Source organism: Delftia sp. WSY_12, assembly GCF_043104645.1.
Lineage (GTDB): Bacteria > Pseudomonadota > Gammaproteobacteria > Burkholderiales > Burkholderiaceae_C > Comamonas > Comamonas tsuruhatensis.
The window spans coordinates 338,752-363,602 of record NZ_JBICKW010000003.1; the positions used below are offsets into that span (position 1 = coordinate 338,752).

At 70.5% G+C, this 24,851-nt stretch carries 20 protein-coding genes; 9 read left to right on the plus strand and 11 right to left on the minus strand.

Annotated elements, in window-relative coordinates; translation table 11 throughout:
* Positions 1-17: 17 nt before the first annotated feature.
* Both ACF8LI_RS01780 and ACF8LI_RS01785 read left to right on the plus strand, forming a co-directional pair.
* A complete protein-coding gene (locus tag ACF8LI_RS01780) occupies positions 18-1,085 on the plus strand; it encodes a class I SAM-dependent methyltransferase (RefSeq protein WP_392411854.1) in 1,068 nt (355 codons plus the stop codon).
* Positions 1,082-2,323, plus strand: coding sequence for an MFS transporter (locus ACF8LI_RS01785; RefSeq protein WP_392411856.1), 1,242 nt, complete (start codon positions 1,082-1,084; stop codon positions 2,321-2,323). Before ACF8LI_RS01780 ends, ACF8LI_RS01785 begins: the two co-directional genes overlap by 4 nt.
* Positions 2,324-2,327: 4 nt before the next feature.
* On the opposite strand, the gene ACF8LI_RS01790 is transcribed toward ACF8LI_RS01785, so the two are convergent.
* Both ACF8LI_RS01790 and ACF8LI_RS01795 read right to left on the minus strand, forming a co-directional pair.
* On the minus strand, positions 2,328-2,999 hold the full coding sequence (locus ACF8LI_RS01790; protein WP_016446642.1) for a response regulator: 672 nt from the start codon (positions 2,997-2,999) through the stop codon (positions 2,328-2,330).
* 28 nt (positions 3,000-3,027) lie between these two features.
* Positions 3,028-4,926: a type IV pili methyl-accepting chemotaxis transducer N-terminal domain-containing protein gene (locus ACF8LI_RS01795; protein WP_392411858.1), complete on the minus strand. Its 1,899-nt coding sequence runs from the start codon at positions 4,924-4,926 to the stop codon at positions 3,028-3,030.
* A 161-nt stretch (positions 4,927-5,087) separates the two neighbouring features.
* Between ACF8LI_RS01795 and ACF8LI_RS01800 the strand changes: the two genes are divergently transcribed.
* Positions 5,088-5,972 carry a ChaN family lipoprotein gene (locus ACF8LI_RS01800; RefSeq protein ID WP_392411859.1) on the plus strand — a complete coding sequence of 295 codons (885 nt, stop codon included), beginning with the start codon at positions 5,088-5,090 and terminating at the stop codon, positions 5,970-5,972.
* A 3-nt stretch (positions 5,973-5,975) separates the two neighbouring features.
* On the opposite strand, the gene ACF8LI_RS01805 is transcribed toward ACF8LI_RS01800, so the two are convergent.
* Complete coding sequence (locus ACF8LI_RS01805; protein ID WP_016451962.1) at positions 5,976-7,931, minus strand: bifunctional diguanylate cyclase/phosphodiesterase; 1,956 nt, start codon at positions 7,929-7,931, stop codon at positions 5,976-5,978.
* A gap of 73 nt (positions 7,932-8,004) precedes the next feature.
* Here ACF8LI_RS01805 and purU point away from each other — a divergent pair, with 73 nt between their 5' ends.
* From purU to ACF8LI_RS01820, 3 genes are all read left to right on the plus strand, one after another.
* Positions 8,005-8,853: a formyltetrahydrofolate deformylase gene (gene purU / locus ACF8LI_RS01810; RefSeq protein ID WP_013804418.1), complete on the plus strand. Its 849-nt coding sequence runs from the start codon at positions 8,005-8,007 to the stop codon at positions 8,851-8,853.
* A gap of 19 nt (positions 8,854-8,872) precedes the next feature.
* A complete protein-coding gene (locus ACF8LI_RS01815) occupies positions 8,873-9,796 on the plus strand; it encodes a LysR substrate-binding domain-containing protein (RefSeq protein ID WP_017405258.1) in 924 nt (307 codons plus the stop codon).
* Between the two features lie 151 nt (positions 9,797-9,947).
* A complete protein-coding gene (locus tag ACF8LI_RS01820) occupies positions 9,948-11,459 on the plus strand; it encodes an FAD-linked oxidase C-terminal domain-containing protein (protein WP_074920736.1) in 1,512 nt (503 codons plus the stop codon).
* Between the two features lie 87 nt (positions 11,460-11,546).
* Here ACF8LI_RS01820 and ACF8LI_RS01825 read toward each other — a convergent pair whose 3' ends face one another.
* Complete coding sequence (locus ACF8LI_RS01825) at positions 11,547-12,569, minus strand: hypothetical protein (protein WP_026062354.1); 1,023 nt, start codon at positions 12,567-12,569, stop codon at positions 11,547-11,549.
* Between the two features lie 119 nt (positions 12,570-12,688).
* Between ACF8LI_RS01825 and ACF8LI_RS01830 the strand changes: the two genes are divergently transcribed.
* Positions 12,689-13,111 (plus strand): hypothetical protein, encoded by a 423-nt coding sequence (locus ACF8LI_RS01830; protein WP_016446649.1) that lies wholly within the window; start codon positions 12,689-12,691, stop codon positions 13,109-13,111.
* 69 nt (positions 13,112-13,180) lie between these two features.
* On the opposite strand, the gene ACF8LI_RS01835 is transcribed toward ACF8LI_RS01830, so the two are convergent.
* From ACF8LI_RS01835 to ACF8LI_RS01865, 7 genes are all read right to left on the minus strand, one after another.
* Positions 13,181-13,531 carry a DUF4148 domain-containing protein gene (locus ACF8LI_RS01835; protein ID WP_016446650.1) on the minus strand — a complete coding sequence of 117 codons (351 nt, stop codon included), beginning with the start codon at positions 13,529-13,531 and terminating at the stop codon, positions 13,181-13,183.
* A gap of 177 nt (positions 13,532-13,708) precedes the next feature.
* The gene (locus ACF8LI_RS01840) at positions 13,709-14,461 is read right to left on the minus strand and encodes a carbon-nitrogen hydrolase family protein (RefSeq protein ID WP_016451966.1); all 753 of its coding nucleotides are present in this window, start codon (positions 14,459-14,461) and stop codon (positions 13,709-13,711) included.
* Complete coding sequence (locus ACF8LI_RS01845; RefSeq protein ID WP_392411861.1) at positions 14,458-15,945, minus strand: purine-cytosine permease family protein; 1,488 nt, start codon at positions 15,943-15,945, stop codon at positions 14,458-14,460. The genes ACF8LI_RS01840 and ACF8LI_RS01845 overlap by 4 nt, the downstream gene beginning before the upstream one ends.
* A gap of 202 nt (positions 15,946-16,147) precedes the next feature.
* Positions 16,148-19,321 (minus strand): CusA/CzcA family heavy metal efflux RND transporter, encoded by a 3,174-nt coding sequence (locus ACF8LI_RS01850; RefSeq protein ID WP_392411863.1) that lies wholly within the window; start codon positions 19,319-19,321, stop codon positions 16,148-16,150.
* A gap of 11 nt (positions 19,322-19,332) precedes the next feature.
* Entirely contained in the window at positions 19,333-20,697 is a 1,365-nt protein-coding gene (locus ACF8LI_RS01855; protein WP_392411865.1) for an efflux RND transporter periplasmic adaptor subunit, read from the minus strand.
* A gap of 30 nt (positions 20,698-20,727) precedes the next feature.
* Positions 20,728-22,029 carry a TolC family protein gene (locus tag ACF8LI_RS01860; RefSeq protein ID WP_392411867.1) on the minus strand — a complete coding sequence of 434 codons (1,302 nt, stop codon included), beginning with the start codon at positions 22,027-22,029 and terminating at the stop codon, positions 20,728-20,730.
* A gap of 176 nt (positions 22,030-22,205) precedes the next feature.
* Positions 22,206-22,616 carry a hypothetical protein gene (locus ACF8LI_RS01865; RefSeq protein ID WP_223275155.1) on the minus strand — a complete coding sequence of 137 codons (411 nt, stop codon included), beginning with the start codon at positions 22,614-22,616 and terminating at the stop codon, positions 22,206-22,208.
* Positions 22,617-22,769: 153 nt separating this feature from the next.
* Between ACF8LI_RS01865 and ACF8LI_RS01870 the strand changes: the two genes are divergently transcribed.
* Positions 22,770-23,459, plus strand: coding sequence for a heavy metal response regulator transcription factor (locus ACF8LI_RS01870; RefSeq protein WP_026062596.1), 690 nt, complete (start codon positions 22,770-22,772; stop codon positions 23,457-23,459).
* Positions 23,456-24,835: a heavy metal sensor histidine kinase gene (locus ACF8LI_RS01875; protein ID WP_043789226.1), complete on the plus strand. Its 1,380-nt coding sequence runs from the start codon at positions 23,456-23,458 to the stop codon at positions 24,833-24,835. The genes ACF8LI_RS01870 and ACF8LI_RS01875 overlap by 4 nt, the downstream gene beginning before the upstream one ends.
* The last annotated feature ends 16 nt before the right edge of the window (positions 24,836-24,851 follow it).

Below are 24,851 nucleotides of genomic sequence, written 5' to 3' on the forward strand. Positions count from 1 at the left end.
GTGAAAAGGACCTTCCGATGAATACACCCCGCTGCGAATCCCCTACCCACGCCCCCTCCCACGCCCTTCAGCCGCTGTGGGACCTGGCCGCCGCCCAGGTGCAGGCCGAGGCCCTGGTGCTGGCCCTCGAATCGGGGGCACTGGACCGGCTGGCCACGCCCCAGACGCCGGCCGAGCTGGCCCAGGCCCAGGGCTGGAACGAGGCCAATACCTCCCATTGGCTGGAATTGCTGTGGAGCATGGGCCTGCTGCGGCGCGGCCAGCACGAGCCCGTGAGCTACCTGTTGGCCACCGATGCGCTGCGCTACCTGCACAGCGCATCGCCCGAGTCCTGCGGCGCGGCCTGGCTGTTCCGCCTGCGCTCGCTGCGCCACTCCGCCACGCTGCTGCGCGGCCTGGTCGAGCACGGCCCTGCCGGGGACAGCTCGGCCTGCAGCGCCCCCTTGGCCACGGGCAATGCCGAAGGCTGGGCCGCCGCCGCACGCGCCCAGATCGGCCAGGAGCAGCGCGCCGTCAGCGTGCCTGCCACGCTGAACCTGCTGCAGCAGGTTCCCGAGGCAGGCGCCGCGCGCCGCATGCTGGACCTGGGCGGCGGCCCCGGCTGGATCGCGCTGGCCCTGCTGCGCCAGCAGCCCGCGCTGCAGGCCAGCGTCTTCGACTGGCCCGAGGCCGTGGCCGTGGCGGCGGACAACGCCCGCCAGTCCCGCTTGTCCGACCGCTTCACCGCCCTGGGCGGCAACCTGGCCACGGACGGCATAGGCAGCGGCTACGACCTAGTCTGGTGCTCGTCCGTGCTGCACTTCGTGCCCGATGTGGCAGCCGTGGTGGCCAAGGTGTTCGACGCGCTGGCGCCCGGCGGCGTCTTCGTCTGCGCCCATGCGGAGGTGGACGACGCGCCCGAATCGGCCCTGCGCACCCTGCCCTACTACCTGCCCATGCGCCTGCTGGGCCGCAGCGTGACGCGGCGCGGCGAGCTGCAGGCGCTGCTGGCGCAGGCGGGTTTCGAGCGCATCGAACGCATCGAGTCGCGCGAGTTTCCGATGGCGCCGCTGGCCGTGCTCATTGCCCGCAAGGCCGCGCCATGACGGCCGCAGCTCCCCGCCCTGTCTGGCTGCTCCAGGCACTTTTCGGCTGGCTGCACCTGGCGCTCACCGCCCCCAGCGTCTACCTCTGGCTGGGCCTGCCCCTGGTCATGCGCCAGCATGGCTGGTCGGGCACGGCCATCGGCCTGTTCCAGCTGGCGGGGCTGCCCGCGCTCATCAAGTTCGCGCTGGCCGCGCCCGTGGAAGCGCGCAGCGCGAACGGCCAGCCGCGCTACCGCGCCTGGGCGCTGGCCCTGTGCCTGGCTTATGCGGCCGTGCTGCTGGCCCTGGGCTGGCAGCAGTTGCTGGCCGAGCGCCTGTGGCTGTTCGGCCTGGCCTTCGCGGCCGCGCTGGCCGCCACCTGGGCCGACATTCCCGTCAGCGCCCTGGCCATCCGCCTGCTGCCCGCGTCCGAGCGCATGCGCGCCGGGGGCGTGCGCGCAGCGGCGCTGTCGCTGGGCGCCATCGTGGGCGGCGGGATGATGCTGCTCATGCAGGCGAAATGGGGCTGGCGCGCGCCCTTCCTCTGCCTGGCCGGCGCGCTGGCCCTGGGCGCCCTGCTGCTGGCCTGGATGGTGCGCCATGAGCCCGGGGATGCGCCCTCGCCTGTGCTGCTGCCTGCGCCCAAAGCTGGACTGGCCGCCATGGTCCGCGGCTATGGCGCCCAGCCCGGCGCCTGGCGCTGGACCCTGGTGCTGGTCAGCTACTTCCCCTTCATCGGCGCGGCCTGGTTCTACCTGAAGCCGCTGATGCTGGACCACGGCTTCGCGCCCGCCCAGGCCGCCCTGCTGGCCGGCATGGGCGGCGGCGTGGTGGCCGCGCTGGCGGGCGCGGCCTCGCCCCTGCTCACGCGCCGCCTGGGCACCCGGCGCGCCCTGCCCCTGTATGCGGGCTGCAACGTGGCGGCGCTGGCGCTGCTGGCGGCCGTCATCGCAGCCGGCGCCCCGGCCCCGGGCCTGATCGCGGCCGTGGCCTGCGTGGCAGCAGCCATGGGCGCCTCCTCGGCCTGCGTCTTCGGACTGATGATGCAATTCGCCCGCCCGCGCTGGCAGGCCTTCGACTACGGCCTGCAGGCCAGCCTGTTCGCCGCCAGCCGCATGCTGGTGCCGCTGGCCGCCGGCGTGGCGCTGGACGCCATGGGCGCAGTGGCCATGCTCACCGGCCTGACCGTGGCGGCCGCGCTGGCGTGGGTGTGGGCGCTGCGGTGTGCGGGGGATGGTTGGGCTTCAGCCACGGCGTAGCCCGCTAATCCCGCTGCCGCTCCGATGCATACACCGCCGCCTGCACGCGCGAGCTCAGGCCCAGCTTGCGCAGGATGTGTTGCACATGGATCTTGACCGTGGTCTCGGCAATGTCCAGCGTGCGGGCGATTTCCTTGTTGCTGGCGCCCCGGGCGATCTGGACCAGCACCTCTTCCTCGCGCGGGGACAGCGGCGAGGCCGGGGCCTCGTCCGGCTCGGGCGCCTGGGGCTCGGGCGCGCCCTGGGACTGGAAGGCGGCCACCAGCTTGCCCATCATCTCGGGGCTGACCACAGGCTCGCCGCGCGCGGCGCGGCGCAGGGCTTCGGACAGCAGGTCGCCGTCGATGGTCTTGAGCAGATAGCCCTGGGCGCCGTTGCGCAGCGCGGCCGCCAGGTCCTGGCCGTCCTCGCTCACGGTGAGCATGACGACGCGGCTGCCGGGCGATGCGGCCCGCAGGCCCGCGATGGCATCGACGCCCGGCACGCCCGGCAGGTGGTTGTCCAGCAGGATGACCTGGGGCGCCAGCGCGGGCACCAGGCGCAGGGCCTCGCCCGCGTCGCCGGCCTCGCCGACCACGCGCAGGCCTGCGTCCTGGGCGATGAGGGCGATCAGGCCGCGGCGGAACAGCGTGTGGTCGTCGATGACGAAGACGGAGATGGGGCTGGAGAAGGACATGGGGCGGTCTTTTTCTTGCGGGAGCGTGTCACGCGTTCGAGGGGAGGGCCTGCGCTGGCGCGCCGGCTGAGGCCGACGGCGGCAGCTCGATGAGCACGCGCGTGCCCTCGCCCGGGCGGGAGTGGACATGGACCAGCGCCTGGGCCAGCAGGGCGCGCTCGCGCATGATGCCCAGGCCCACATGCAGCGAGTCCGGCGCCACGTCGGCGGGGACGAAGCCGCAGCCGTCGTCGCTGACCTCGAAGCGCCAGGGGTGGCGCCCCACGCGCAGCTGCACATGCCTGGCCCCCGCGTGCTTGCGCACGTTGGACAGCGCCTCCTGCACCATGTGCAGCACCTGGATCTGCACATCGGGCGCCAGCGGCAGGCCCTGGCCCGTCATGCTCAGCGAGGTGGCAATGCCCGTCTGGTGCTCGAACTTGGACAGCGTGGCGCGCAGCGCGGCCTCAATGTCCTCGGCGCTGGTGCGCGTGCGGAAATGCACCAGCAGCTCGCGCACGTCGGCATAGCATTCGCGCACGCCCACTTCCAGCTCGCCCAGGCTGCGGTCGCGCGCCTCGTCGCGGCCCTTGGCCACGGCGTCGCGCAGCAGCTGGGTCTGGATCTTGAGAAAGGCCAGCGACTGGGCAATGGAGTCATGCAGCTCGCGCGCGATCAGGCCGCGCTCCTCGGCCACGGCGGCTTCGCGCTCCAGCGCCGTGGCGCGCAGGCTTTCCATGGCGCTGGCCAGGTGGCGCGCCATGGCGGACAGCAGGTCGCGCATGTCGTCCGTGAGCACCACGGTGGAGCGAAAGAACAGGTTGACCTCGCCCAACAGGCGCTGCTGCAGTTGCACGGGGATGCTGACCACGGTCTCGAAGCCGGCCTCGCGGCAGTGGGGCAGCTGCAGGTCGCTGGCCGGCGTGATGGGGATCACGCGCAGCCGCGCCTGCTCGCGCGGCTGGCCGCACAGGCAGGCGCCCGTGTGCAGGCAGTGCTCCTGCACCGACATGGACTGGGGCAGGCCGTCGCCGGCCAGCAGCACATAGCGCTCGTTGGCCTCGTCGGACCAGCGCACCGTGGCCGCATCGGCCTGGGCTGCCACACGGATCTGGCGCACGAACCCTTCGGCCAGGGCCCGGAGGCTGGCCGCCTCGGAGGCCTGCACGCTGACCGCGTACAGCGCCTGCAGCTGCTGGTGCTGCACGTTGAGGCTGGCGGTCTTCTCGCGCACCTTGTCTTCCAATTCGGCGTGCGAGCTTTGCAGCGACTGGGCCATGAGGTTGAAGCCGGCCGCCAGCTGGCCGAACTCGTCGTCCACCTCCACGCTCATGCGCGTGTCCAGGTGTCCGCGCCGCATGCGCTCCAGCGCCGAGCGCAGCTGGCCCACGGGATGCAGCACCAGCCAGTAGCTGGTGGCCATGAAGCTCACGGCCGCGATGATGGCCAGCGCCATCAGACACATCTGAAACAGGTGCAGGATGGCCGTCCAGCGCGAGAGCCGGTCCTCGATGGCTTCGACAAAGCCGTCCACCTCGCGCACGAAGGCGTCGGCGCTGCCCATGATGGCCTGCGCATCAGCCTGGTCCTCGGCCTGCCAGCGCGCGTGCAGCGCGCTCCAGTCGCGGCGTATGCGCTCGTAGCGCGCCCTGACCTCGTCGCTCCAGGGCACGAACAGCGGGCGCGACATGTCGCCGCTGCGCAGCAGGTCCAGGCTGGCGTCGAACTGCTGCGCGCGCGCCTGCCACTGCGCAGGCGCCTCGTTCTGGCGCGCCATGGCCATGCGCACCATGCTCATGCGCAGCCGCCCGGCCTCGTTCACGGCGGCCGCGCCGCCCTCCAGCTGCCAGGCCACCCACAGCGTGAAGCCGATCGATGCTACGGCCGCCAGCAGGCAGGCCGCGCCCATGAGCAGCAGCTTGGTCGAAAGCGAGGGCTTGCCATGCATGGTCGCACTGTAGCCACGGCACATTTGCGCGTCTTGACCTGAATCAAGCGCCACCCGTTTGCGCCGTGCCCCCGCCCCGATTCCTAGGATCCTTTCAACTGCCCCCAATGCCCACAGGGCCTATGGGGGCCCCGGGCAAGGCCAGTGTTTAGCATGGGGCCATGCAAGTCCGCTCCATCCCCCGCCCCTTCATCCGCACCCCGCGCCTTGCCGGCCTGGCTGCGGCCGCATGGCTGGCGGCAGCCCTTGCCGGCTGCGCCAGCTCCTCCACACCGGCGCGGGACTGGACGCAGCAGCTGCAGCGCTGGTCCGACGCACCTCTGGTGCTGCTGGGCGAGCAGCACGATGCGGCGGCCCACCAGGCCTGGCAACAGGCCACGGTGCAGCAGCTGGCCACGCAGGAGCGCCTGGCCGCGCTGGTGATCGAGATGGCGCCGCGCACGGGCTCCACGGCCAGCCTGGCGCGCGATGCCTCCGAGGACGCTGTGCAGCAGGCCCTGCAATGGCAGGACGCCGCCTGGCCCTGGCCGCGCTACCGCGGCGTGGTCATGGCCGCCGTGCGCGCAGGCGTGCCCGTGCTGGGCGGCAACCTGCCCCGCGCCGACATGAAGCAGGCCATGCGCAACCAGAACCTGGACACCCACCTGCCGCCCGAAGCCTGGCAGCGCCAGCTCGACGCCATCCGCGAAGGCCACTGCGGCCTGCTGCCCGACACCCAGCTGGCGCCCATGGCCCGCATCCAGCTGGCCCGCGACGCCAGCATGGCCGAGGTGGCCAGGGCCGCAGTCAAGCCCGGCAAGACCGTGCTGTTGGTGGCCGGGCGCGGCCACGTACTGCGCGGCGTGGGCATTCCCACCTGGCTGCCCGAGGCCGCAGGCGCCAAGGTGGCCGTGGCGCAGGCGGGGGAGACATCGGTGGCGCAGGCCTCGGATGTGGATTGGCTGCAGAAGACGGATGCCCTGCCCGCCAAGGACCACTGCGCAGAGCTGCGCGAGAAGTTCAGGAACCCGCCGGCACCGCGGGCGGATGCGGGTCGGGTGGACTGAGCTTCACCCCTGCACGGCCCACATCCCCTCGTTGCCCGAGACCCACTCGCCGAACGCCTGCGCAGGCATGGGCTTGCTGCACAGATAGCCCTGGAAGAAGTCGCACCCCTTGCCGCGCAGGAATGCCAGCTGCTCGGCCGTCTCCACGCCCTCGGCCAGCACCTTCAGCCCCATGGCATGCCCCAGCGCGATCACCGACCCGCTGATGGCCATGTCGTCGGCGCTGTGCGGGATGTCGCGGATGAAGCCCTGGTCGATCTTGAGCAGGTCCAGCGGGAAGCGCTTGAGGTGGGCCAGCGAGGAATAGCCGGTGCCGAAGTCGTCGATGGCCAGCCGCAGGCCCTGGGCGCGCAGGCGGCGCATGACGGCCAGGGCCTCCTCGGGGCGCTCGGCCAGGGCGCTTTCGGTGATCTCCAGCTCCAGGCAGTGCGGAGCGAAGCCCGTGGCGGCCAGCGCGTCGGCGGTGGCACCGGCGATGTCGGTCAGCAGGAACTGGTGCAGCGAGACATTGACCGCGATGGTCATCTCGGGCAGGCCCTGATCGCGCCAGCGCTGGCCCTGGGCGCAGGCCTCGCGCAGCACCCACAGGCCCAGCGCGCCGATGACGCCCGAGCTTTCGGCCACGGGAATGAAGCGTGCCGGGGAGATGAGGCCCTCGTCCGGGTCCAGCCAGCGCACCAGGGCCTCGGCGCCCACCAGGCGGCCAGTGGCCAGGTCGATCTGGGGCTGGAAGTACAGGCGCAGGTGGCCCAGGTCTATGGCCTGCCGCAGCCGTGCCTCCATGGCCAGGCGCTCGCGCGCGGCCGAGGTCATGTCTTCCTCGAAGAAGCACCAGGCACGGCCGCTGCGCGACTTGGCGCCGTAGACGGCCGCATGCGCGCCCTGCAGCAGGTCCTGGGCATTGCCGGCATGGGAGGGGTACATGCAGATGCCCACGCTGACGCCGGCCATGACGGACAGGCCGTCCGGCGAGCTCCAGGGCTGGCCGGCCGCCGCGATCAGTTGCCGTGCACGGGCGATGGCGTCGCCGCGCTCGCTCATGCCCTTGCACAGCACGGCCAGTTCGTCACCGGCCATGCGACCTATGAGGTCCTGGGGACCCAGGGAATCGTGCACACGGGCGGCGATGTGGCGCAGCACCTGGTCGCCGATGGCGTGGCCGTAGCTGTCGTTGACGTCCTTGAAGCGATCGATGTTCAGCAGCATCACGGCCAGCGTGCCCTGCTCGGCGGCCGCCTCGGCCACGGCGTCTTCCAGCAGCGCTGTGAAGCGCACGCTGTTGGGCAGGCCGGTGAGCATGTCGCGGTGGGCCAGGAATTCGAGCTGGGCCTCGCGCGCCTTCTCGGCCGAGATGTCGGTGAACATGCACACGTAGTGCGTGACCTTGCCTTGTGCGTCCTTGACAGCGCTGAGCGACATGCGCTCGGGAAAGACCTCGCCGTTCTTGCGGCGGTTCCAGATTTCGCCCTGCCAGTGGCCCGTGGCCTGCATGCTGTCCCACATGGCCTCGTAGAAGGCCTTGTCGTGGCGGCCGGACTTGAACATGCGCGGGGTCTTGCCCAGCATCTCCTGCTCGGTATAGCCCAGCAGCCGCGTGAAGGCGCTGTTAACCGAGAGGATGCGGCTGCGCGCATCGGTGACGACCACGCCCTCCATGGTGTTGTCCACCACGGCGGCGGCCAGGCGCTGGCGTTCGTCGGCCTCCCGCCCGGCAGCCATCGCGGCATGGGCAGTGCGCTCTCCACGGCGCATGCGCCACAGCAGCCAGCCGCCGCCCACGGCCGTGACCAGCACCAGGGCCACCGAGGACAGCATGCGCCGCTGCGCTGCCGGCCCGGGCGGTATCTGCAGGTGCGCCAGCAGCCATTCCACGCCCCAGAGCCACAGCAGACCTGCGCACACATACAGGGTCAATGCGCCCCAGAGCGGTATTCGGGGCTGCTCTCCCTGATCTTGCATGTGGTTCCTCAGAACGTTCCCAGAACGTGTGACTTGCGCAGGGTCGTGTGCATGCTGCGACAATTGCGCCGCTATGACCCAAGCCTATATTCTTACCCTTTCGTGCCCCGACCGGCTCGGTCTGGTACATGCCGTCTCGGGCTTCCTGCTCGAGCAAGGCGGCAACATCGAAGAGGCCGCGCAGTATAACGACCCGGCCACCGGACTGTTCTTCATGCGCGTGCAATTTGCCTGCAACGGCTGCGATCCCGCGGCTCTGAGGGCGGCCCTGGCCGACCTGGGCGGCCAGTACCAGATGAAGTGGCGCCTGCACACCAAGGCAGAAGCCATGAAGACCGTGCTCATGGTCAGCAAGGAAGGCCACTGCCTCAACGACCTGCTGTTTCGCTGGAAGAGCGGCCTGCTGCCGGTGGACATCCGCGCCATCATCAGCAACCACCGCGAGTTCTACCAGCTGGCGGCCAGCTACAACATCCCCTTCCACCACATCCCCGTCACGGCTGCCACCAAGGCCCAGGCCGAGGCAAAGCAGTTCGAGATCATCGAGGCCGAAGGCGCCGAACTCGTGGTGCTGGCGCGCTACATGCAGGTGCTGTCCAACGACCTGTGCACCAAGCTGGCCGGCCGCGCGATCAACATCCACCACAGCTTCCTGCCCAGCTTCAAGGGCGCCAAGCCCTACTACCAGGCCCATGACCGCGGCGTGAAGCTGATCGGCGCCACGGCCCACTATGTGACGGCCGACCTGGACGAAGGCCCGATCATCGAGCAGGACGTGGCCCGCGCCGACCACACCGACACCGTGGAAGACCTCACGGCCCGCGGCCGCGACACCGAGAGCCAGGTGCTGGCCCGCGCCGTCAAGTGGCACAGCGAGCACCGCGTCATCCTCAACGGCCACAAGACCGTGGTCTTCCGCTGAAGCCGGCTCCCGGCCGCCCATGGCGAACGTGACCCTTGCCGCCGGCAGCGGCTTTGCCCCGCCCGGCAGCGGCGCCCGCCGCATCCCGCCCATACAGTGCCTGCTCACTTTCGAGGCGCTGGCGCGGCTGCGCAGCGTGACGCAGACGGCCGAGGAGCTGTGCGTCACGCCCAGCGCCGTCAGCCACCGCGTGCGCCAGCTCGAGCAGATCCTGGGCACGCGGCTGTTCGGCCGCTCGGACTTTTCGCTCACCACCGAAGGCAGCGCCTACCTGTCCCACGTGCGCGAGGGCCTGGGCGCGCTGCAGCGCTTTCCGGGCGAGGTGACGGCGCCGGGCCGCCGCAGGCTCAAGCTGGCGGTCACGCCCACCTTTGCGCGCGTGATCCTGATCCCGCGCCTGCGCCAGTTCACGGAAACCTATCCCGAGATCGACATCGCCCTGCAGGTCTCCATCCCGCTGCTGGACGTGGTGGCCGAGGATGCCGACCTGATGGTGCGCTTCGGCCCCGGCCACTACGCCGACGTGGAGCACATCGAACTGGCGCGCGACGTGGTCACGCCGCTGGCCTCGCCGGCCTTCATCCGCGAGCATGGCCCCTTCGAGCAGCCCCAGGACCTGGAAGGCATGCCCCTGCTGCGCAGCCCGCTGGAGCCCTGGCGCACCTGGTTCGGCGCCACCGGCCTGGACTGGCCCGAGCCGCACGAGGGCTCGCAGTTCAACGACATCGGCCTGATGTGCGACGCGGCCTCGGCCGGCATGGGCATTGCCCTGGTGCGCCACAAGCTGGGCGCACCCTGGATGGACAACGGCACCCTGGTGCGCCTGTTCGACATGGACACGGCCAGCCCCCATGCCCACTACCTGTGCTGGCGCACCGGCACCATGGACCGCTGGGAATGCGCGGCCTTTGCTGAATGGTTGAAGAGGGCGATGGCCTGCTGAGGCGCCCACAACGGAATTCACGGATTTCGCGGATTTCACGCGCCGTTGCAATAAACATCAGCGCAGTCCCGCTGCACAAAGACGGCGGCATCGCCTAAAGTCAGGCCCCATGACTTCCGCCAGCTCCCCAGCCAGCCCTGCCCCCGGCGCCATGGCGTCGGCCGCCGCCGATGCCGCCCACCAGCAGCCCACGGCCTCCGAACGCGCACGGCGCCAGGCCGAGGTCGTGGCCGCGCTGGCCCGCCATGTGCCCGCGCATGCCCTGCTGTGGAACGCCGAGGACACCACCCCCTATGAATGCGACGGACTCACGGCCTACCGCCAGCGCCCCCTGGTGGTCTGCCTGCCCGAGACCGAGGCCCAGGTCCAGGCCGTGCTGCGCGCCTGCCACGCCATCCAGGTGCCCGTGATCGCACGCGGCGCAGGCACCGGGCTGTCGGGCGGCGCCCTGCCCCATCCCATGGGCGTGACGCTGTCGCTGGCCAAGTTCAACAAGATCCTCCAGGTCGATGCCGCCAGCCGCACGGCCGTGGTGCAGTGCGGCGTGCGCAACCTGGCCATCAGCGAGGCCGCCGCGCCCCTGGGCCTGTACTACGCGCCCGATCCCAGCAGCCAGATCGCCTGCACCATCGGCGGCAACGTGGCCGAGAACTCGGGCGGCGTGCACTGCCTCAAGTACGGGCTGACCGTGCACAACGTGCTGAAGGTGCGCGGCTTCACGGTGGAGGGCGAGCCGGTGGAGTTCGGCTCCATGGCGCTGGACACGCCGGGCTTCGACCTGCTGGCCATCCTGGTCGGCAGCGAAGGCATGCTGGCCGTGACCACCGAAGTCACCGTGCGCCTGATCCCCAAGCCCCAGCTGGCGCGCTGCATCATGGCCAGCTTCGACGACGTGCGCAAGGCCGGCGACGCCGTGGCCGCCGTGATCGCGGCGGGCATCATCCCGGCCGGGCTGGAGATGATGGACAAGCCCATGACGGCCGCCGTCGAGGACTTCGTCAAGGCCGGCTACGACCTCACGGCCGAGGCCATCCTGCTGTGCGAGAGCGACGGCACGCCCGAGGAAGTCGAGGAAGAGATCGCCCACATGAGCGAAGTGCTGCGCGGCGCCGGCGCCACGGCCATCACGGTGAGCGAAAGCGAGGCCGAGCGCCTGCGCTTCTGGAGCGGGCGCAAGAACGCCTTTCCCGCCAGCGGGCGCATCAGCCCCGACTACATGTGCATGGACTCCACCATCCCGCGCAAGCGCCTGGCCGACATCCTGCTGGCCATCCAGGAGATGGAAAAGAAATACGGCCTGCGCTGCGCCAACGTCTTCCACGCGGGCGACGGCAACCTGCACCCGCTGATCCTGTTCGATGCCAACGACCCCGACGAGCTGCACCGCTGCGAGCTGTTCGGCGCCGACATCCTGGAGACCAGCGTGGCCATGGGCGGAACGGTCACGGGCGAGCATGGTGTGGGCGTGGAAAAGCTCAACTCCATGTGCACCCAGTTCACCACGGCCGAGAACGACCAGATGTTCGCGCTCAAGGCCGCCTTCGACCCGCAGGCCCTGCTCAACCCCGGCAAGGTGATTCCCACGCTCAACCGCTGTGCCGAATACGGAAAGATGCTGGTGCGCGGCGGCCAGATCTCACACCCGGACCTGCCGAGATTCTGAGGCGTGGTGCAACCGGCGTGGTGCAACGGGCGCGGTGCAACCGGCGCCGTGCGACGTGCAACCGGCGCCGTGCAGTCCTTCCCGCCATCAGGGCTGCTGCAGGCAGCGCGCCCACAGTCCGTCAAGCGCCCGGGCCAATGCGCCTCCCTGGCGGGGCACGGCCTGGCCCTCGCCCAGGTCTTCGACCAGGGTGTCCAGCGGCGTGGCTTCGGTCAGCGTGCGCACGCCGCACTCCATGGCCAGGGCCGTGTCCAGGTAGACCACGCGTGCGCCGGCCACGCTCCAGCGCGTGAGCTCGCGCACGCGGCCCACCTGGCCCAGCCGCAGGCGCATGGCCTCCATGCGCGCGGCCAATGAGCGGCGTATGCGCTCGCCCGCCTCGGGGCGGTCTTCCTCCAGCCGGCGCAGCGCCGCCTCCTGCTGCTCCAGGGTGCGGTCCATCGCCTGCAAGGCCGCCTCGCGGCCCAGCCGGGCCTCGTCGTAGCGCGGCAGGGCCGCGCGCAGCCGCACCAGCGTCCGCTCCCGCTCGCGCGCATAGACATGCCCGGCCGCGCGCCCGGCCTGCGCACAGGCCTGGGCTGCCAGCACCAGGCGCTGCGGCGCGGCCTCGGCACTGAGGCTTTGCGGACGGAAGCTGCCGCACTCCTTCATGTCCCCCAGCACACGCAGATCCTCCAGGTGCCGCTGCCTGTGGTCGGCATCCCTTTGCGCCTCCTGCGCGTGGCGCCGCAGCATCTCCTGCCGCTGCCGCTCCAGCACGAGCAGCTCACGCCATTCGCCACGCAACCGCGCCTCGAACCGGGCCTGTTCGCTTTCGGCGGCGCGCTGCAGTGGCCCGACCTCCTGGCGCAGACTGGCCTGCAGGTAGTCACGCACGCCTGCGCGCTCGCAGGCGTACTCGACGATGCGCCCGCCGCTGCCGTCTCCCACGCTGCGCCAGCTGCTGCGCGCGCAGGCCGACCTGTCCTGCAGCACCTGCCCTATCGACACGCCCGAGGCGGCGCCCCAGGGCGCAGCCCGCACGGTCAGCACCTCGCCATCGTCACCGCCGCAACCGCCCAGCAGCAGGGCCAGGCCCGCAGGCAGCAGCCACACTCGTTGCCAGCGCATGGGCCCTCCTGTGCTTGTGATTTCTGGTTGAGTCTTTGATGTTAACTATCAATCACACCTGATATGTGATTTTTCACAATACTCACTGCACAATCAGACTTATCCCATAGCGTGCCCGCATGCAGGATGCGAAGCAGCGGTTTGCGCAGAAATTACGTGATTCCCTGGAGGCCCGTGGCTATGAAGCCAAGCCCTCGGTGCTGGAGCGCGAATTCAACACACGCTTCTGGGGCAAGCCCATGTCGCAGCACGGCGTGCGTCTGTGGCTGCTGGGCAAGACCATGCCCAACACCAAGAAACTTGCTGCGCTGGCCGACTGGTTGCAGGTGCCGCTGGAGGAGTTCCTGCGCGCGCCGCAGCCGGCGCGTGAGGTGCGTGAGCCCAAGGGCAGCTGGTCCGCCGGCCTGGGCTACGAGGACAACGAGCTGTTCAAGATCTACCTGCGCCTTCCCGTACCCAAGCGCCGCCTGGCGCGCGACGTGATCCTGGCCATCGCACGCGCCCATGAGGCCGAGGAAGCGGAACGCGCCGCAGGCTCGTAGCCGCGCGGCGCGTCGGTCATCCCCTGATACGGCTGCTGCGGGGCAGCATTGCATCGCCCCGCACGTGCATCAACCACCCATGGCACGCTGGCGTGCATCGCGCTGGGCAGGCGTTTCGTTGATCAGTTCATTGATCACTTCCTGCCGCGTCTTGCCGCCACCGGTCTGCGGTGCAGGCGCCGGGTAGACGCCGGCATTGAAGCGCGAGGTGCCGCCCTGGCGCACGGCCGCCTCGGCCTCGGCCGTCACCTGGGCGCGCGTCTTGCTGCTCTTGAAATGTTCGGGATGGACGACGGCACCCGCCTCGTTGTTGGCCGGGTGGATGTACCCGGCCGCCGATGCCATGCCCGGCAGCAGCAGCGCTGCCGATGCGACCAGGCCGGCGATCAGGGTAGCGGGGGTGAAACGGCGTTGCGACATGGTGTGTCCCTTTCAAAGAACGTTGGTGATTCGTTCTCCCCACGCCCCGCAAGGCGGAACGCCGGGGAGAGGACTCCAATGTAGAAATCGCCCCCCCACGCCACCCCCACAGGATGGTGACATTGCTGTCATACAACCGACACAGATGACCGCGCCACGGTGGCGCCTCGGCGCTCGTCAGCCCCGGTACTGCGCACGCGCACGGCCGGGCGCCAGAGGGTCCAGGCGCACGTCCAGCAGGCCCTCGGCATCGCCCGCGATGCGCGCCAGCGTCTGGCCGAAGGGATCGGCGAACTGGCTGCCTCCGCTGAAAGCGTAGCTGTCGCCAGGGCCCACGCGGTTGGCCATGGCGATGTAGCACTGGTTGTCCATCGCACGCACGGGCACGGCGTGGCGATGGATGTGGCCGTGGGGGTGCATCATCCCGTCCATCAGCACGATCAGGTCCACGCCCTGCGCACCCAGCGCGCGGGCCGGTGCCGCAAACTCGATGTCGAAGCAGATCAGCATTCCCAGCCGCAGGCCGCGCCATTCGCATGTGGGCCAGCGCTCACCTGCCTCGAACACGCCCTGGTCCGAGTCGTAGAGCATGGTCTTGCGGTAGTGCAGCAGCACCTGCCCGTCGGCATCGATCAGCAGGCCGGCATTGAAGCGGCGGCCCTGGTCTGCTTCGGCCAGGCCGATGGCGACGGCCACGCCGGCTTGCCGCGCGGCCTCGCGCAGCGCGGTGGCCGAGGGGCCGTCCAGCGGCTCGGCCAGCTGCGCCACGTTGTCGGGCCGGGGAAATCCGCTGATGCAGGTTTCGGGAAAGACCAGCAGGTCGGCCTGACCCGCGCTGGCCCTGATCGTCTTCAGCGTCATCGCCAGGTTGCCGGCAATGTCGCCATCACGCAGACGGGGCTGGATGATGCGGATGCGGTGCTCCGTCATGGTGTGCGCTCCTTGGGATGCAAAAGGTGGCTGTCCTGCCGCGGCTGGCAACGGGCGGCCTCCTCGGCCTGCAGATCCAGGGTGCGGGCCAGCCCCCAGTAAAGGCTGCCGGCGACGAGAATGCCCGGCAGCCAGGCGAAGTCCACGCCGCCCAGCCGCTGCGCAGCCCAGCCGACGAAGACCGCATGGCCGTCCGTGGCGTCGTGGATGTGGAAGAAGGGCACCATGGCCGCAAAGCCGCCCAGATAGGCGCAGATGCCGCGCCAGCCCCAGGCGCCGTAGATGCCCTGTGGCGTGAAGAAATCGGCGATGGCGTAGCGGCCCTTGCGCACCAGGAAGTAGTCCACGAGGTTGACCGCCGTCCATGGCACCAGGAAGTACAGCAGCAGCGCCAGGAAGGAGTGCAGCAGTGCCACGCCGCTGCCCTGGATGGACAGCACGCACGCGAGGATGCCGACGCTGATCGCCGCGATGGCAAAAATACGGGCGGCGCGCGTGGGCCGCATGCCGCCCAGCGAATCCGCCGCCGTGAGCACGGTCAGCGCCGCGCTGTACGTGTTCAACGCGATGATGGGCAGGAAGGCCACGACGGCCAGGGCAGGCAGCAGCCGGTCCGCGCCCGGGAACAGGCCGGTGCCGATCCGTCCCAGCGCCGCCAGCGCGTCCCCGGCCTGCAGCCGCTGCGCCATCCAGGCGCCCAGCCCGATCATCCAGGCCCCGGACAGCGATGCACCCAGGAAGATGGCTGCGATCAGGCGCCGGGGCGCAGTGTGGCGCGGCAGGTAGCGCGAATAGTCGGACACATAGGGCGCATAGGAGATGTTGTAGCTGGCCGCGATGGTGAACTGCGCGGCAAAGGCGCTCCATGCGAATCCTGGCAATGGCTCCGACCGACCGTGCAAGGCGGGCTCGCCCACGCCTGCCAGCAACGCCAGCGTGGCCAGCGCATACAGGGGCAGCGCCAGCACCAGTGCATGGCGGAAGGCCTTGTGCATCACATCGTGGCCGCAGACCGCCAGCAGCGCGCCCACGGCCACGGCCACGCACGCGGTGGGCACGGGCGGCAGGCCGAACACGGCCTGCATGCCCTGCATGATGAGCGAGACGTTGACGACGTTGAACCCCGTGAACACCAGCAGCGTGGCGCACAGCGGCAGGGTGACACCGCGAAAGCCGAACTGCGCGCGCGACTGGATCATCTGCGGCAGCCCCAGCTGCGGCCCCTGCGCGCCGTGCAGCGCCATGAACAGCGTGCCGAACATGATGCCCAGCGTCCCGGCCAGGGCGCTCCAGGGCGCGGAAAGCCCCAGCGACGGGCCGACGAAGCCGATGGAAAGCGTGAAGAAGTGGAAGTTGCCCAGGAACCAGAACGGCCCCTGGTCGGCGAGCCGCGCGTGGCGCTCGCTGTCGGGAATGCAGTCGATGGACCGGCTCTCCACGGCGATGCGGGCACGGCCGTGCTGTCCGCTGGCGGGGCTGTTCATGGCCTTGTCTCCCTCCCGTTGTCCTTGCTGTTGTGGGACGAATTCTAGGCAGGGGCTCGCAGCCGCTCCATGCCAAATGCGCGAGGTTCACATCGATGGGCAAAGATGTGTGGCCCGGGATATCCCGGGCATGAAGAAACCCGCTGCAGCCAGGCTGCAGCGGGTTCCAAAGTGGCCGCCCGGGTGCTGCCCGGGCGCCGCGTCACACGGCAGGTGCCGGCGCGGCGGGCGCGGGGTCTGTGCCGCTGGCTTCCGACGGATCATTGCGATGCACCAGCCGGTACAGCAGCGGCAGCACCAGCAGGGTCAGCAGCGTGGATGACAGGATGCCGCCGATCACCACCGTGGCCAGCGGCCGCTGCACCTCGGCGCCCGTGCCCGTGGCAATGGCCATGGGCACGAAGCCCAGCGAGGCCACCAGGGCCGTCATCAGCACGGGGCGCAGCCGGGTGAGCGCGCCCTCGGTCACGGCGTCGGGCACGCTGGCGCCCTGTTCGCGCAAGGTTCTGATCCAGGAGATCATGACCAGGCCGTTGAGCACGGCCACGCCCGACAGCGCGATGAAGCCCACCGCCGCCGAGATGGACAGCGGTATGTCGCGCAGCCACAGCGCCAGGATGCCGCCCGTGAGCGCGAACGGAATGCCCGTGAAGACCACCAGCCCGTCGCGCACATTGCCGAACATGGCGAACAGCAGCACGAAGACCATGAGCAGGGCCACGGGCACGACGATCTGCAGGCGGCGCGTGGCCGACTCCAGGTTCTCGAAGGTGCCGCCCCAGCGCGTCCAGTAGCCGGGCGGCAGCGACAGGCCTTGCAGCTTCTGCTGTGCCTCGCCCACGAAGGAGCCCATGTCGCGCCCGCGCACATTGGCGCTGACCACGATGCGGCGCTTGCCGTCTTCGCGGCTGACCTGGTTGGGGCCGGGCGCGGTCTCGAACGTGGCCACGGCCGACAGCGGCACGAAGCCGATGCGCCCGTCCGCCCCGCGCGGCAGGGCGATGGGCAGGCGGCTCAGGGCCTGCAGGTCGTTGCGCACGGCGTCCGGCAGGCGCACCTGGATGTCGAAGCGCTTGTCGCCCTCGAACACCGTGCCGGCCTCGGTGCCGCCCATGGCGGTGCTGATGGCGTCCTGCACATCGCCCATGTTCAGGCCGTAGCGCGAGGCCTTTTCGCGGTCGATCTGCACGGTGAGCATGGGCAGGCCCGTGGTCTGCTCGACCTTGACCTCGGAGGCGCCCGCGATCTGCTGCAGCATGCCGGCCACGGTCTGGGCGCTTTTTTCCAGCACGGCCATGTCGTCGCCGAAGATCTTCACGGCCACGTCGCTGCGCACGCCCGAGATCAGCTCGTTGAAGCGCAGCTGGATGGGTTGGGAGAACTCGTAGTTGTTGCCCGGGATGCGGTCCACCGACGCCTGCACGGCGGCCAGCAGCTCATCGCGCGGGCGCGCCGGGTCGGGCCACTCGCTGCGGGCTTTCAGCATGATGTAGCCGTCGGAGATGTTGGGCGGCATGGGGTCGGAGGCGATCTCGGCCGTGCCGGTGCGCGCGAACACGCGGTCGATCTCGGGGAACTCCTTCTTGAGCGCCTTCTCGATCTGCATCTGCATTTCCAGCGACTGCGTAAGGCTGGTGCCGGGGATGCGCAGCGCCTGGATGGCGAAGTCCCCCTCGTTGAGGTTGGGCGCGAACTCGCTGCCCAGGCGCGTGGCCAGCAGCAGGCTCAGCGCCACGGCCACGGCGGCGGCCGTGAGCACCACGGCGGGCGCGGCCATGACGCGCGCCAGCACGGGCGCATAGCCGCGGCGTGCCCAGCCCATGAGGCGGTTTTCCTTCTCGGCCACCTTGTCGCCCATGAACAGCGCAATCGCCGCCGGGATGAAGGTGATGGACAGCAGCATGGCGCCGGCCAGCGCAATGACCACCGTGAGCGCCATGGGGTGGAACATCTTGCCCTCCACACCCGTGAGCGCGAAGATGGGCAGGTAGACCACCATGATGATGAGCTGGCCGAACAGCAGCGGGCGGCGCGCCTCCTTCGCGGCGGCGAAGACTTCATGGAAGCGTTCGCTGCGCGTCAGCGACCGTCCGCGCGCCTCTTGCGCATGGGCCAGGCGGCGCACGCAGTTCTCCACGATGACCACGGCGCCGTCGATGATGATGCCGAAGTCCAGCGCCCCCAGGCTCATGAGGTTGGCGCTGACCTTGTAGTGCACCATGCCCGTGAAGGTGAACAGCATGGACAGCGGGATGATCAGCGCCGTGATCAGCGCCGCGCGCAGGTTGCCCAGGAACAGGAAGAGGATGACCACCACCAGGGCCGCGCCCTCCACCAGGTTCTTCTTGACCGTGGCGATGGCCTTGTCCACCAGGTTGGTGCGGTCGTAGACGGTGATGGCCTTGACGCCCGGGGGCAGGCCCCGGTTGATCTCGGCCATGCGCTGGTCCACGGCGCGCGAGACGGTGCGGCTGTTCTCGCCGATCAGCATGAACACCGTGCCCAGCACCACCTCGCGGCCGTTGTCGGTGGCCGCGCCCGTGCGCAGCTCCTGGCCCAGGCCGACCTCGGCCAGATCGCGGATGCGGATGGGCTGGCCCTGGGCCGAGCCCACGATGACCTCGCGGATGTCGGCGATGCCGCCGACCTGGCCCGGCGCGCGGATCAGGTACTGCTCGCCCTGGCGCTCGATGTAGCCGGCGCCCACGTTGGCGTTGTTGCGCTGCAGGGCGGTGACGATGTCGGCCAGCGTGAAGCCGTAGGCGGCCAGCTTCTCGGGCGCGGGCGCCACCAGGTACTCCTTGGCGTAGCCGCCGATGGAGTTGATCTCGGTGACGCCGGGCACGTTGCGCAGCTGCGGCTTGATGACCCAGTCCTGGATCTCGCGCAGGTCCATGGGCGTGTAGGGCGTGCCGTCGGGCTTTTTCGCACCGTCCTCGGCCTCCACGGTCCACAGGTAGATCTCGCCCAGGCCCGTGGAAATGGGGCCCAGCGTGGGCGTGATGCCAGCAGGCAGGCTGTCGCGCGCCTGCTGTATGCGCTCGCCCACCAGCTGCCGCGCGAAGTAGATGTCCGTGCCGTCCTTGAACACCACGGTGACCTGGGACAGCCCGTAGCGCGACAGCGAGCGCGTCTGCTCCAGGTGGGGCAGGCCGGCCATCACCGTCTCTATGGGATAGGTGACGCGCTGCTCGGTCTCCAGCGGCGAGTAGCCGCTGGCCTGGGTGTTGATCTGCACCTGGACATTGGTGATGTCGGGCACGGCGTCGATGGGCAGGCGCTGGTAGTTGTAGATGCCCAGGCCCGCCATGGCCAGCACGGCCAGCAGGACCAGCCAGCGCTGCTCTATGGCGAATCGGATGATGCGTTCAAACATGGACTCTCCGATCAGTGGCTGTGTTCGGCGCTGGCCTTGCCCAGCTCGGCCTTGAGCATGAAGCTGCCCTCGGCCACGTAGGATTGGCCGGGCTTCAGGCCGTCCAGCACCTCGGTGGCCTTGCCATCGCTGCGGCCCACGCGCACGGGCTGGGCGCGGAAACCGCCCTGCACGGGCACGAAGACCACGGTCTGCTGCTCCATCTTCTGCAGTGCCTGCGTGGCCACGGCCAGCGGCGCCTGCCGGGACGATGCCGTCAGCTCCACATTCACGAACAGGCCCGGGCGCCACACGCCGTCGGGGTTGGGCAGGGTGATGCGCGCGGGGGCCGTGCGCGTGTCCTGGCCGATCAGGGCGCCCACATAGGCCACCTCGCCCGTGGCCGAGGAGTCGAAGGCCGTGGCGCGCACCGTGGCCTTCTCGCCCACGCGCACGGCGGGCAGGTCGGGCGCGGCCACGCGCATCTCGGCCCAGACGCTGCGCAGGTCGGAGATGGTGAAGACCTGGGTGGTGTCCTGCACGGCCTCGCCCACGGACAGGTGCTTTTCCACGATCACGCCGTCAAACGGCGCGCGCAGCTCGAAGCGGTTGAGCCCGCCCGCACCACCGCCGGCACCGGCGCCCGTGGCGGCCAGCTTCTGCTGGGCGTTGGAGACGGCGATCTCGGCCTCGCGCAGCGCCTGGCGCGCCTGCAGGTAGTCCTGCTCGGCCGAGACCTTTTCCTCCCACAGCTGCTTTTCACGCGCATAGGTGGTGCGGGCCAGCTCCAGGCGCTTGCTGGCGGCCAGCAGTTCGCTGCGCTGCTCGGAGACGGCGGCGCTGCTGAGCACGGCCAGCAGCTGGCCCTTCTTCACGTTCTGGCCCAGGTTGGCGGGAACGCTCTCGGCAATGCCGGCCACGCGCGGCACGACGTGGGCCGTGCGGTCTTCGTTGAAGCGGATCTCCCCGGGCAGCTGCAGCACGGAGCGCACCGTGGCCGGGCCGGCCTCGGCCAGGCGCACGCCGGCCGCCTGCATGCGCTGGGCGTCCATGGCGATCAGGCCTTCGTCGTCGCCATGGCCGGCTTCGGCGGTGGCTGCGGGTTTGGCGGCGGGCTTGGCCTCGGCTTTTTCCGCCTTGGAATCTTCATGGTGCTCATCGTCGGCATGGCCTTCGTCGTGCTTGTGGCCATCTCCGGCTGCAGCGCCGTGGTGCTCGCCATCGGCATGGCCTGCGGCCTCGCTGTGCCCGTGGCCATGGCTGTCGGCCTTGGCGGCACCCGGCGGGCCGCTGCGCAGGATCAGCGTGGCGGCCAGCGCACCCACGGCCAGGATGACGGCAATGGCCACGAGGGTGCGGCGCGGTGCCAGGGGGGAGGAGGAGGGCTTGGTGTTCATGGTCTGGATGCAATCAGGTTGCTATCGGAATCAGAGGCCGGATTCGGTGCCGAGCAGGCGGTCGATGTCGGCGGCAGCGCGGTGCGTGGCCAGCAGCTGGTCCAGGTACTGGCTGCGCGCTTCGGACCAGGTGCGCTGCGCGTCCAGCACGTCGAGGTAGCCGAACTTGCCCAGCGCAAAGCCGCGCGAGGCCAGCTCGTAGGCCGTGCGCGCCGTGGGCAGCACCTCCTCGGCCAGCTGGCGCGCCTGCTCGCGGCTGGACTGCAGCAGCTCGCGCGCCTCGAACAGCTGGGCCTGCAGCTGAACGCGCGTGGCCAGCAACTGCTCCTCGGCCTGGTCGGCCAGGCGCAGGGCCTGCAGCTGGTTGCCCCGGTTGCTGTCGAGCACGGGCAGGGGCACGGAGACGCCGACCACGAGCTGGTTGCGCCCGACCTCGGTGGCGCGCTTGACGCCCAGGCTGACGGTGGGATCGGGCAGGCGCCGTGCACGCTCCAGCTCGGCCGTGGCGCGGCTTTGCTCCAGCGCCTGGCGCGCACGCAGCACGGCGGGAGCCTGTTCGATGCGCTGCTGCAGGGCTGCCAGTTCCGGCAGCTGGGGCAGCGCGTCCACGGCGCCCTCGGCCTGGCCGAAGGGGCGCACGCTCTCGCCCCACAGCGCCTGCAGCTGGCCGCGCGCCACGCGCAGGGCAGAGCGGGCCCGGGCCTGCTCCAGCAGGGCGCCGGACTCGGCCACGCGGGCCCGGGTCTCCTCCAGCGGCGCCACCTTGCCGGCCGCCACGCGCCGGGCCGCCGCCTCGCGCGCGCTGCTGGCGATCTCCAGCGTCTGCCCGGCCAGGACCACGCGCTGCTGCGCGGCCAGCACGCCGAAAAAGGCCGCGCCCACATCGGCGCGCAGCGCGGCCTCGGCCCCTGCCAGTTCGGCGCGGGCCAGGTCGCGGCCGCGCTCGGCCACGCGCATGCGGGCCTCGCGCTTGCCGCCCACTTCCAGGGTCTGGTTCAGCTGCACGGTCAGCGTGCGGGTGCTGCGGCGCGTGTCCTCCTGCGACCAGGCCAGCTCGGGATTTGGCCGGGCCTGGCTTTGCAGCACGGCCCCCTCCGTGGCGGCCAGCGCCTGGCGGGCCGCGCGCAGGCCGGGATTGCCGTCCAGCGCCAGGACCAGTGCCTGCTGCAGGTCCAGCGGCGGGCCATCAGGAAGGGATGCGCCTGCAAAGGCGGGTGGCGCCACCGAATCGGCCGGTGGCTCGGCGGCCTGCACGACGCCGCAGGCGGCCAGCGCCGCCAGCACCCACGGTGCGAAGGCTGTCCTCGACGGAAAGGACGAAGGAAAAGACATACACGGGCTCCTTGCCCGCAGCGCGGATCAGGCGTGATCGCTTGGTCGATCAGGCCCCACGCCACAGGGCGCGCACGGACGAGGGCCGCTGCGCGCGAAGGGATTTCTGGAAAATGCCGGTCCGGGGCGAAACAGGGCGATGAACGCCGAATGCCCGGCCGGCGGCTGCAGGAGCGTCAGCCCTGCCAGCGGGGCCGGTCGGGGCGCAGCAGCACGGCCGAGGCATGCCGGCGCAGCGGCTCGGCGAATTGCGCGGGCGGCGGGGCCACCGGCGCCGCCTGCCAGTGCTGTGTGGCAGCGGCCACCCAGGCGTGGCACATGGAGCAGTCCACGCTGAGCGAGGACTGCAGGCCCTGGTCGGCCTTTTGCGCAGGCGGGCCGGACTCGGCATCCGTGCCCGTGCCCGCATGGCGCTCGGCGCCCATGCCGTGCAGGCTCACGCCATGGACATGGTGGCCGAAGTGCCGGGTCTCATGCCCGTCGTGGCGGCACAGCGCAGCGGCCGCCATCCAGGTCCACTGGAACAGCAGCGCGATCACGAGGATGGCAAGGGCGGCAAGACGGGGCCGGGTCATGGAAGAGGGCATGGCAGAAGTGCGGGATTGTCGGGCATGGCGTTTGACCCCAATCGCGACTGCCCCATGCCGGCGAGTCTAGGGCGGCGCAGCGACCCGGCGCTGTCGGGCACATGACAAATTTGTCATCTCCGAAAACCCTTGCCTGCCCCGACAATGCTCGGCATGAAAGTCCTGGTCATCGAAGACGAAACCAAGCTGGCCGACTACCTCCGCAAGGGCCTGACCGAGGAGGGGTTCGTGGTCGATGTCGCGCACAACGGCATCGACGGCCTGCACCTGGCCACCGAGCTGGCCTACGACCTCATCGTGCTCGACGGCATGCTGCCCGGCATCGACGGCCTGGCCGTGCTGGCGGCGCTGCGCCAATCGCGCCAGACGCCGGTGCTGATGCTGACGGCGCGCGGCCAGGTGGAGGACCGCGTGCGCGGCCTGCAAGGCGGCGCCGACGACTACCTGGTCAAGCCCTTTGCCTTCTCCGAACTGGTGGCGCGCATGCATGTGCTGCTGCGCCGCGGCGGCGGTACGGCCCAGCCTGCGGCCGAGGCCACCACGCTGCGCATGGCCGACCTGGAGCTGGACCTGATACGCCGCCGCGCCACGCGCGCCGGCCAGCGCCTGGACCTGACGGCCAAGGAATTCAACCTGCTGAGCCTGCTTCTGCGCCGCCAGGGCGAGGTGCTGTCGCGCACCGAGCTGGCCTCCCAGGTCTGGGACATGAATTTCGACAGCGAGACCAATGTGGTCGAGGTGGCCGTGCGCCGCCTGCGCCTGAAGCTGGACCAGCCCTTCGCGCAGCCGCTGCTGCACACGGTGCGCGGCATGGGCTATGTGCTGGAGTCGCGCGCACCGTGAGCGTTGCCCCTGCCGACATTCCCCATCTGGGCCGGCGCCTGTCGCGCTGGCTGGCCCTGCAGACCATGCTGGGCCTGGGCCTGGTGTGCGCGGCCGTCTACGGGGTGGCATCGATGACGCTGGAGCAGCACCAGCACGAGACGCTGGACCTCAAGCAGCAGGCCGTGCTGCACCTGATGACGGAAAGCCGCAGCGCCCACAACGAAGCCGGGCTGGCCCACATGCTGGACGACTTTCTCACGGGCCTGGACGAGATGTCGCTGCGCATCACCGACCTGCAGGGCCGCGTGCTCTACGAACGCCTGCGCACGCCCAAGAATCCCGGCCGCACGCTGCAGCGCAGCTTCGAGGTCGTGCTGGCCGACTCCGGCCAGCAGGCCCGTGCCCAGCTCACGCTGGACCGGGCCGAAGACGACCGGCAACTGTCCCTGCTGGCCTGGACGCTGGCCCTGGCTGCCGTGGGCGGCGCCCTGCTGGTGTCGCTGACCGGCATCTGGCTGGTGCGCCTGGGCCTGGCGCCACTGCGACAGCTGACCGAGCAGACGCGCCAGCTGTCGGCCCAGGACCTGCAGCGGCGCCTGGACGACAGCGGGCAGCCGCAGGAGCTGCGGCCGCTGATCGCACAGTTCAACGCCCTGCTGGAGCGGCTGTCCGTGGCCTACCGGCAGATGGAGGCCTTCAACGCCGACGTGGCCCATGAGCTGAACACGCCGCTGACCACGCTGATCAGCAGCTGCGAGCTGGCCCTGCGCAAGCCGCGCAGCGAGGCCGAGCTGCGCGAGGTGCTGGCTTCCAACCTGGAGGACCTGCGGCGCATGGCCGGCATCGTGGCCGACATGCTGTTTCTCTCCCAGGCCGACCGGGGCCAGGGCGCGCGCCTGGCGCCCTGGGCCAGCCTGGCCGCGCTGGCCCACGAGGTCATCGACTTCCACGAGGCCGCGCTGCAGGAGGCCGACCTGCAGGTCGTCGTCCAGGGCGACGCGGCCGCCGAGGTCGATGCGCGGCTGCTGCGCCGGGCGCTGTCCAACCTGCTGGGCAATGCCACACGCTATGCACAGCGCGGCTCCACCATCACCGTGCAGATCGGCGCGCGGCCCTGTACCCACCACGGGGGCGCCGGCGATGTGGCGCTGGCGGTGCTCAACCGGGGCCCGGCCATCGATCCCGTCCACCTGCCGCGCCTGTTCGACCGCTTCTACCGCGCCGACGCCGCGCGCAGCCAGGCCGACCGCAACCATGGCCTGGGCCTGGCCATCGTGGCCGCCATCGCGCGCATGCACGGCGGGCGCTGCTTTGCCGAGTCCGAGGGCGGCTTCACGCGCATCGGCCTGGAACTGCCCGACAGCCCGAGCCCGCCGCGCGATTCCCCGGCCTGAACACAGGCACCGGAGC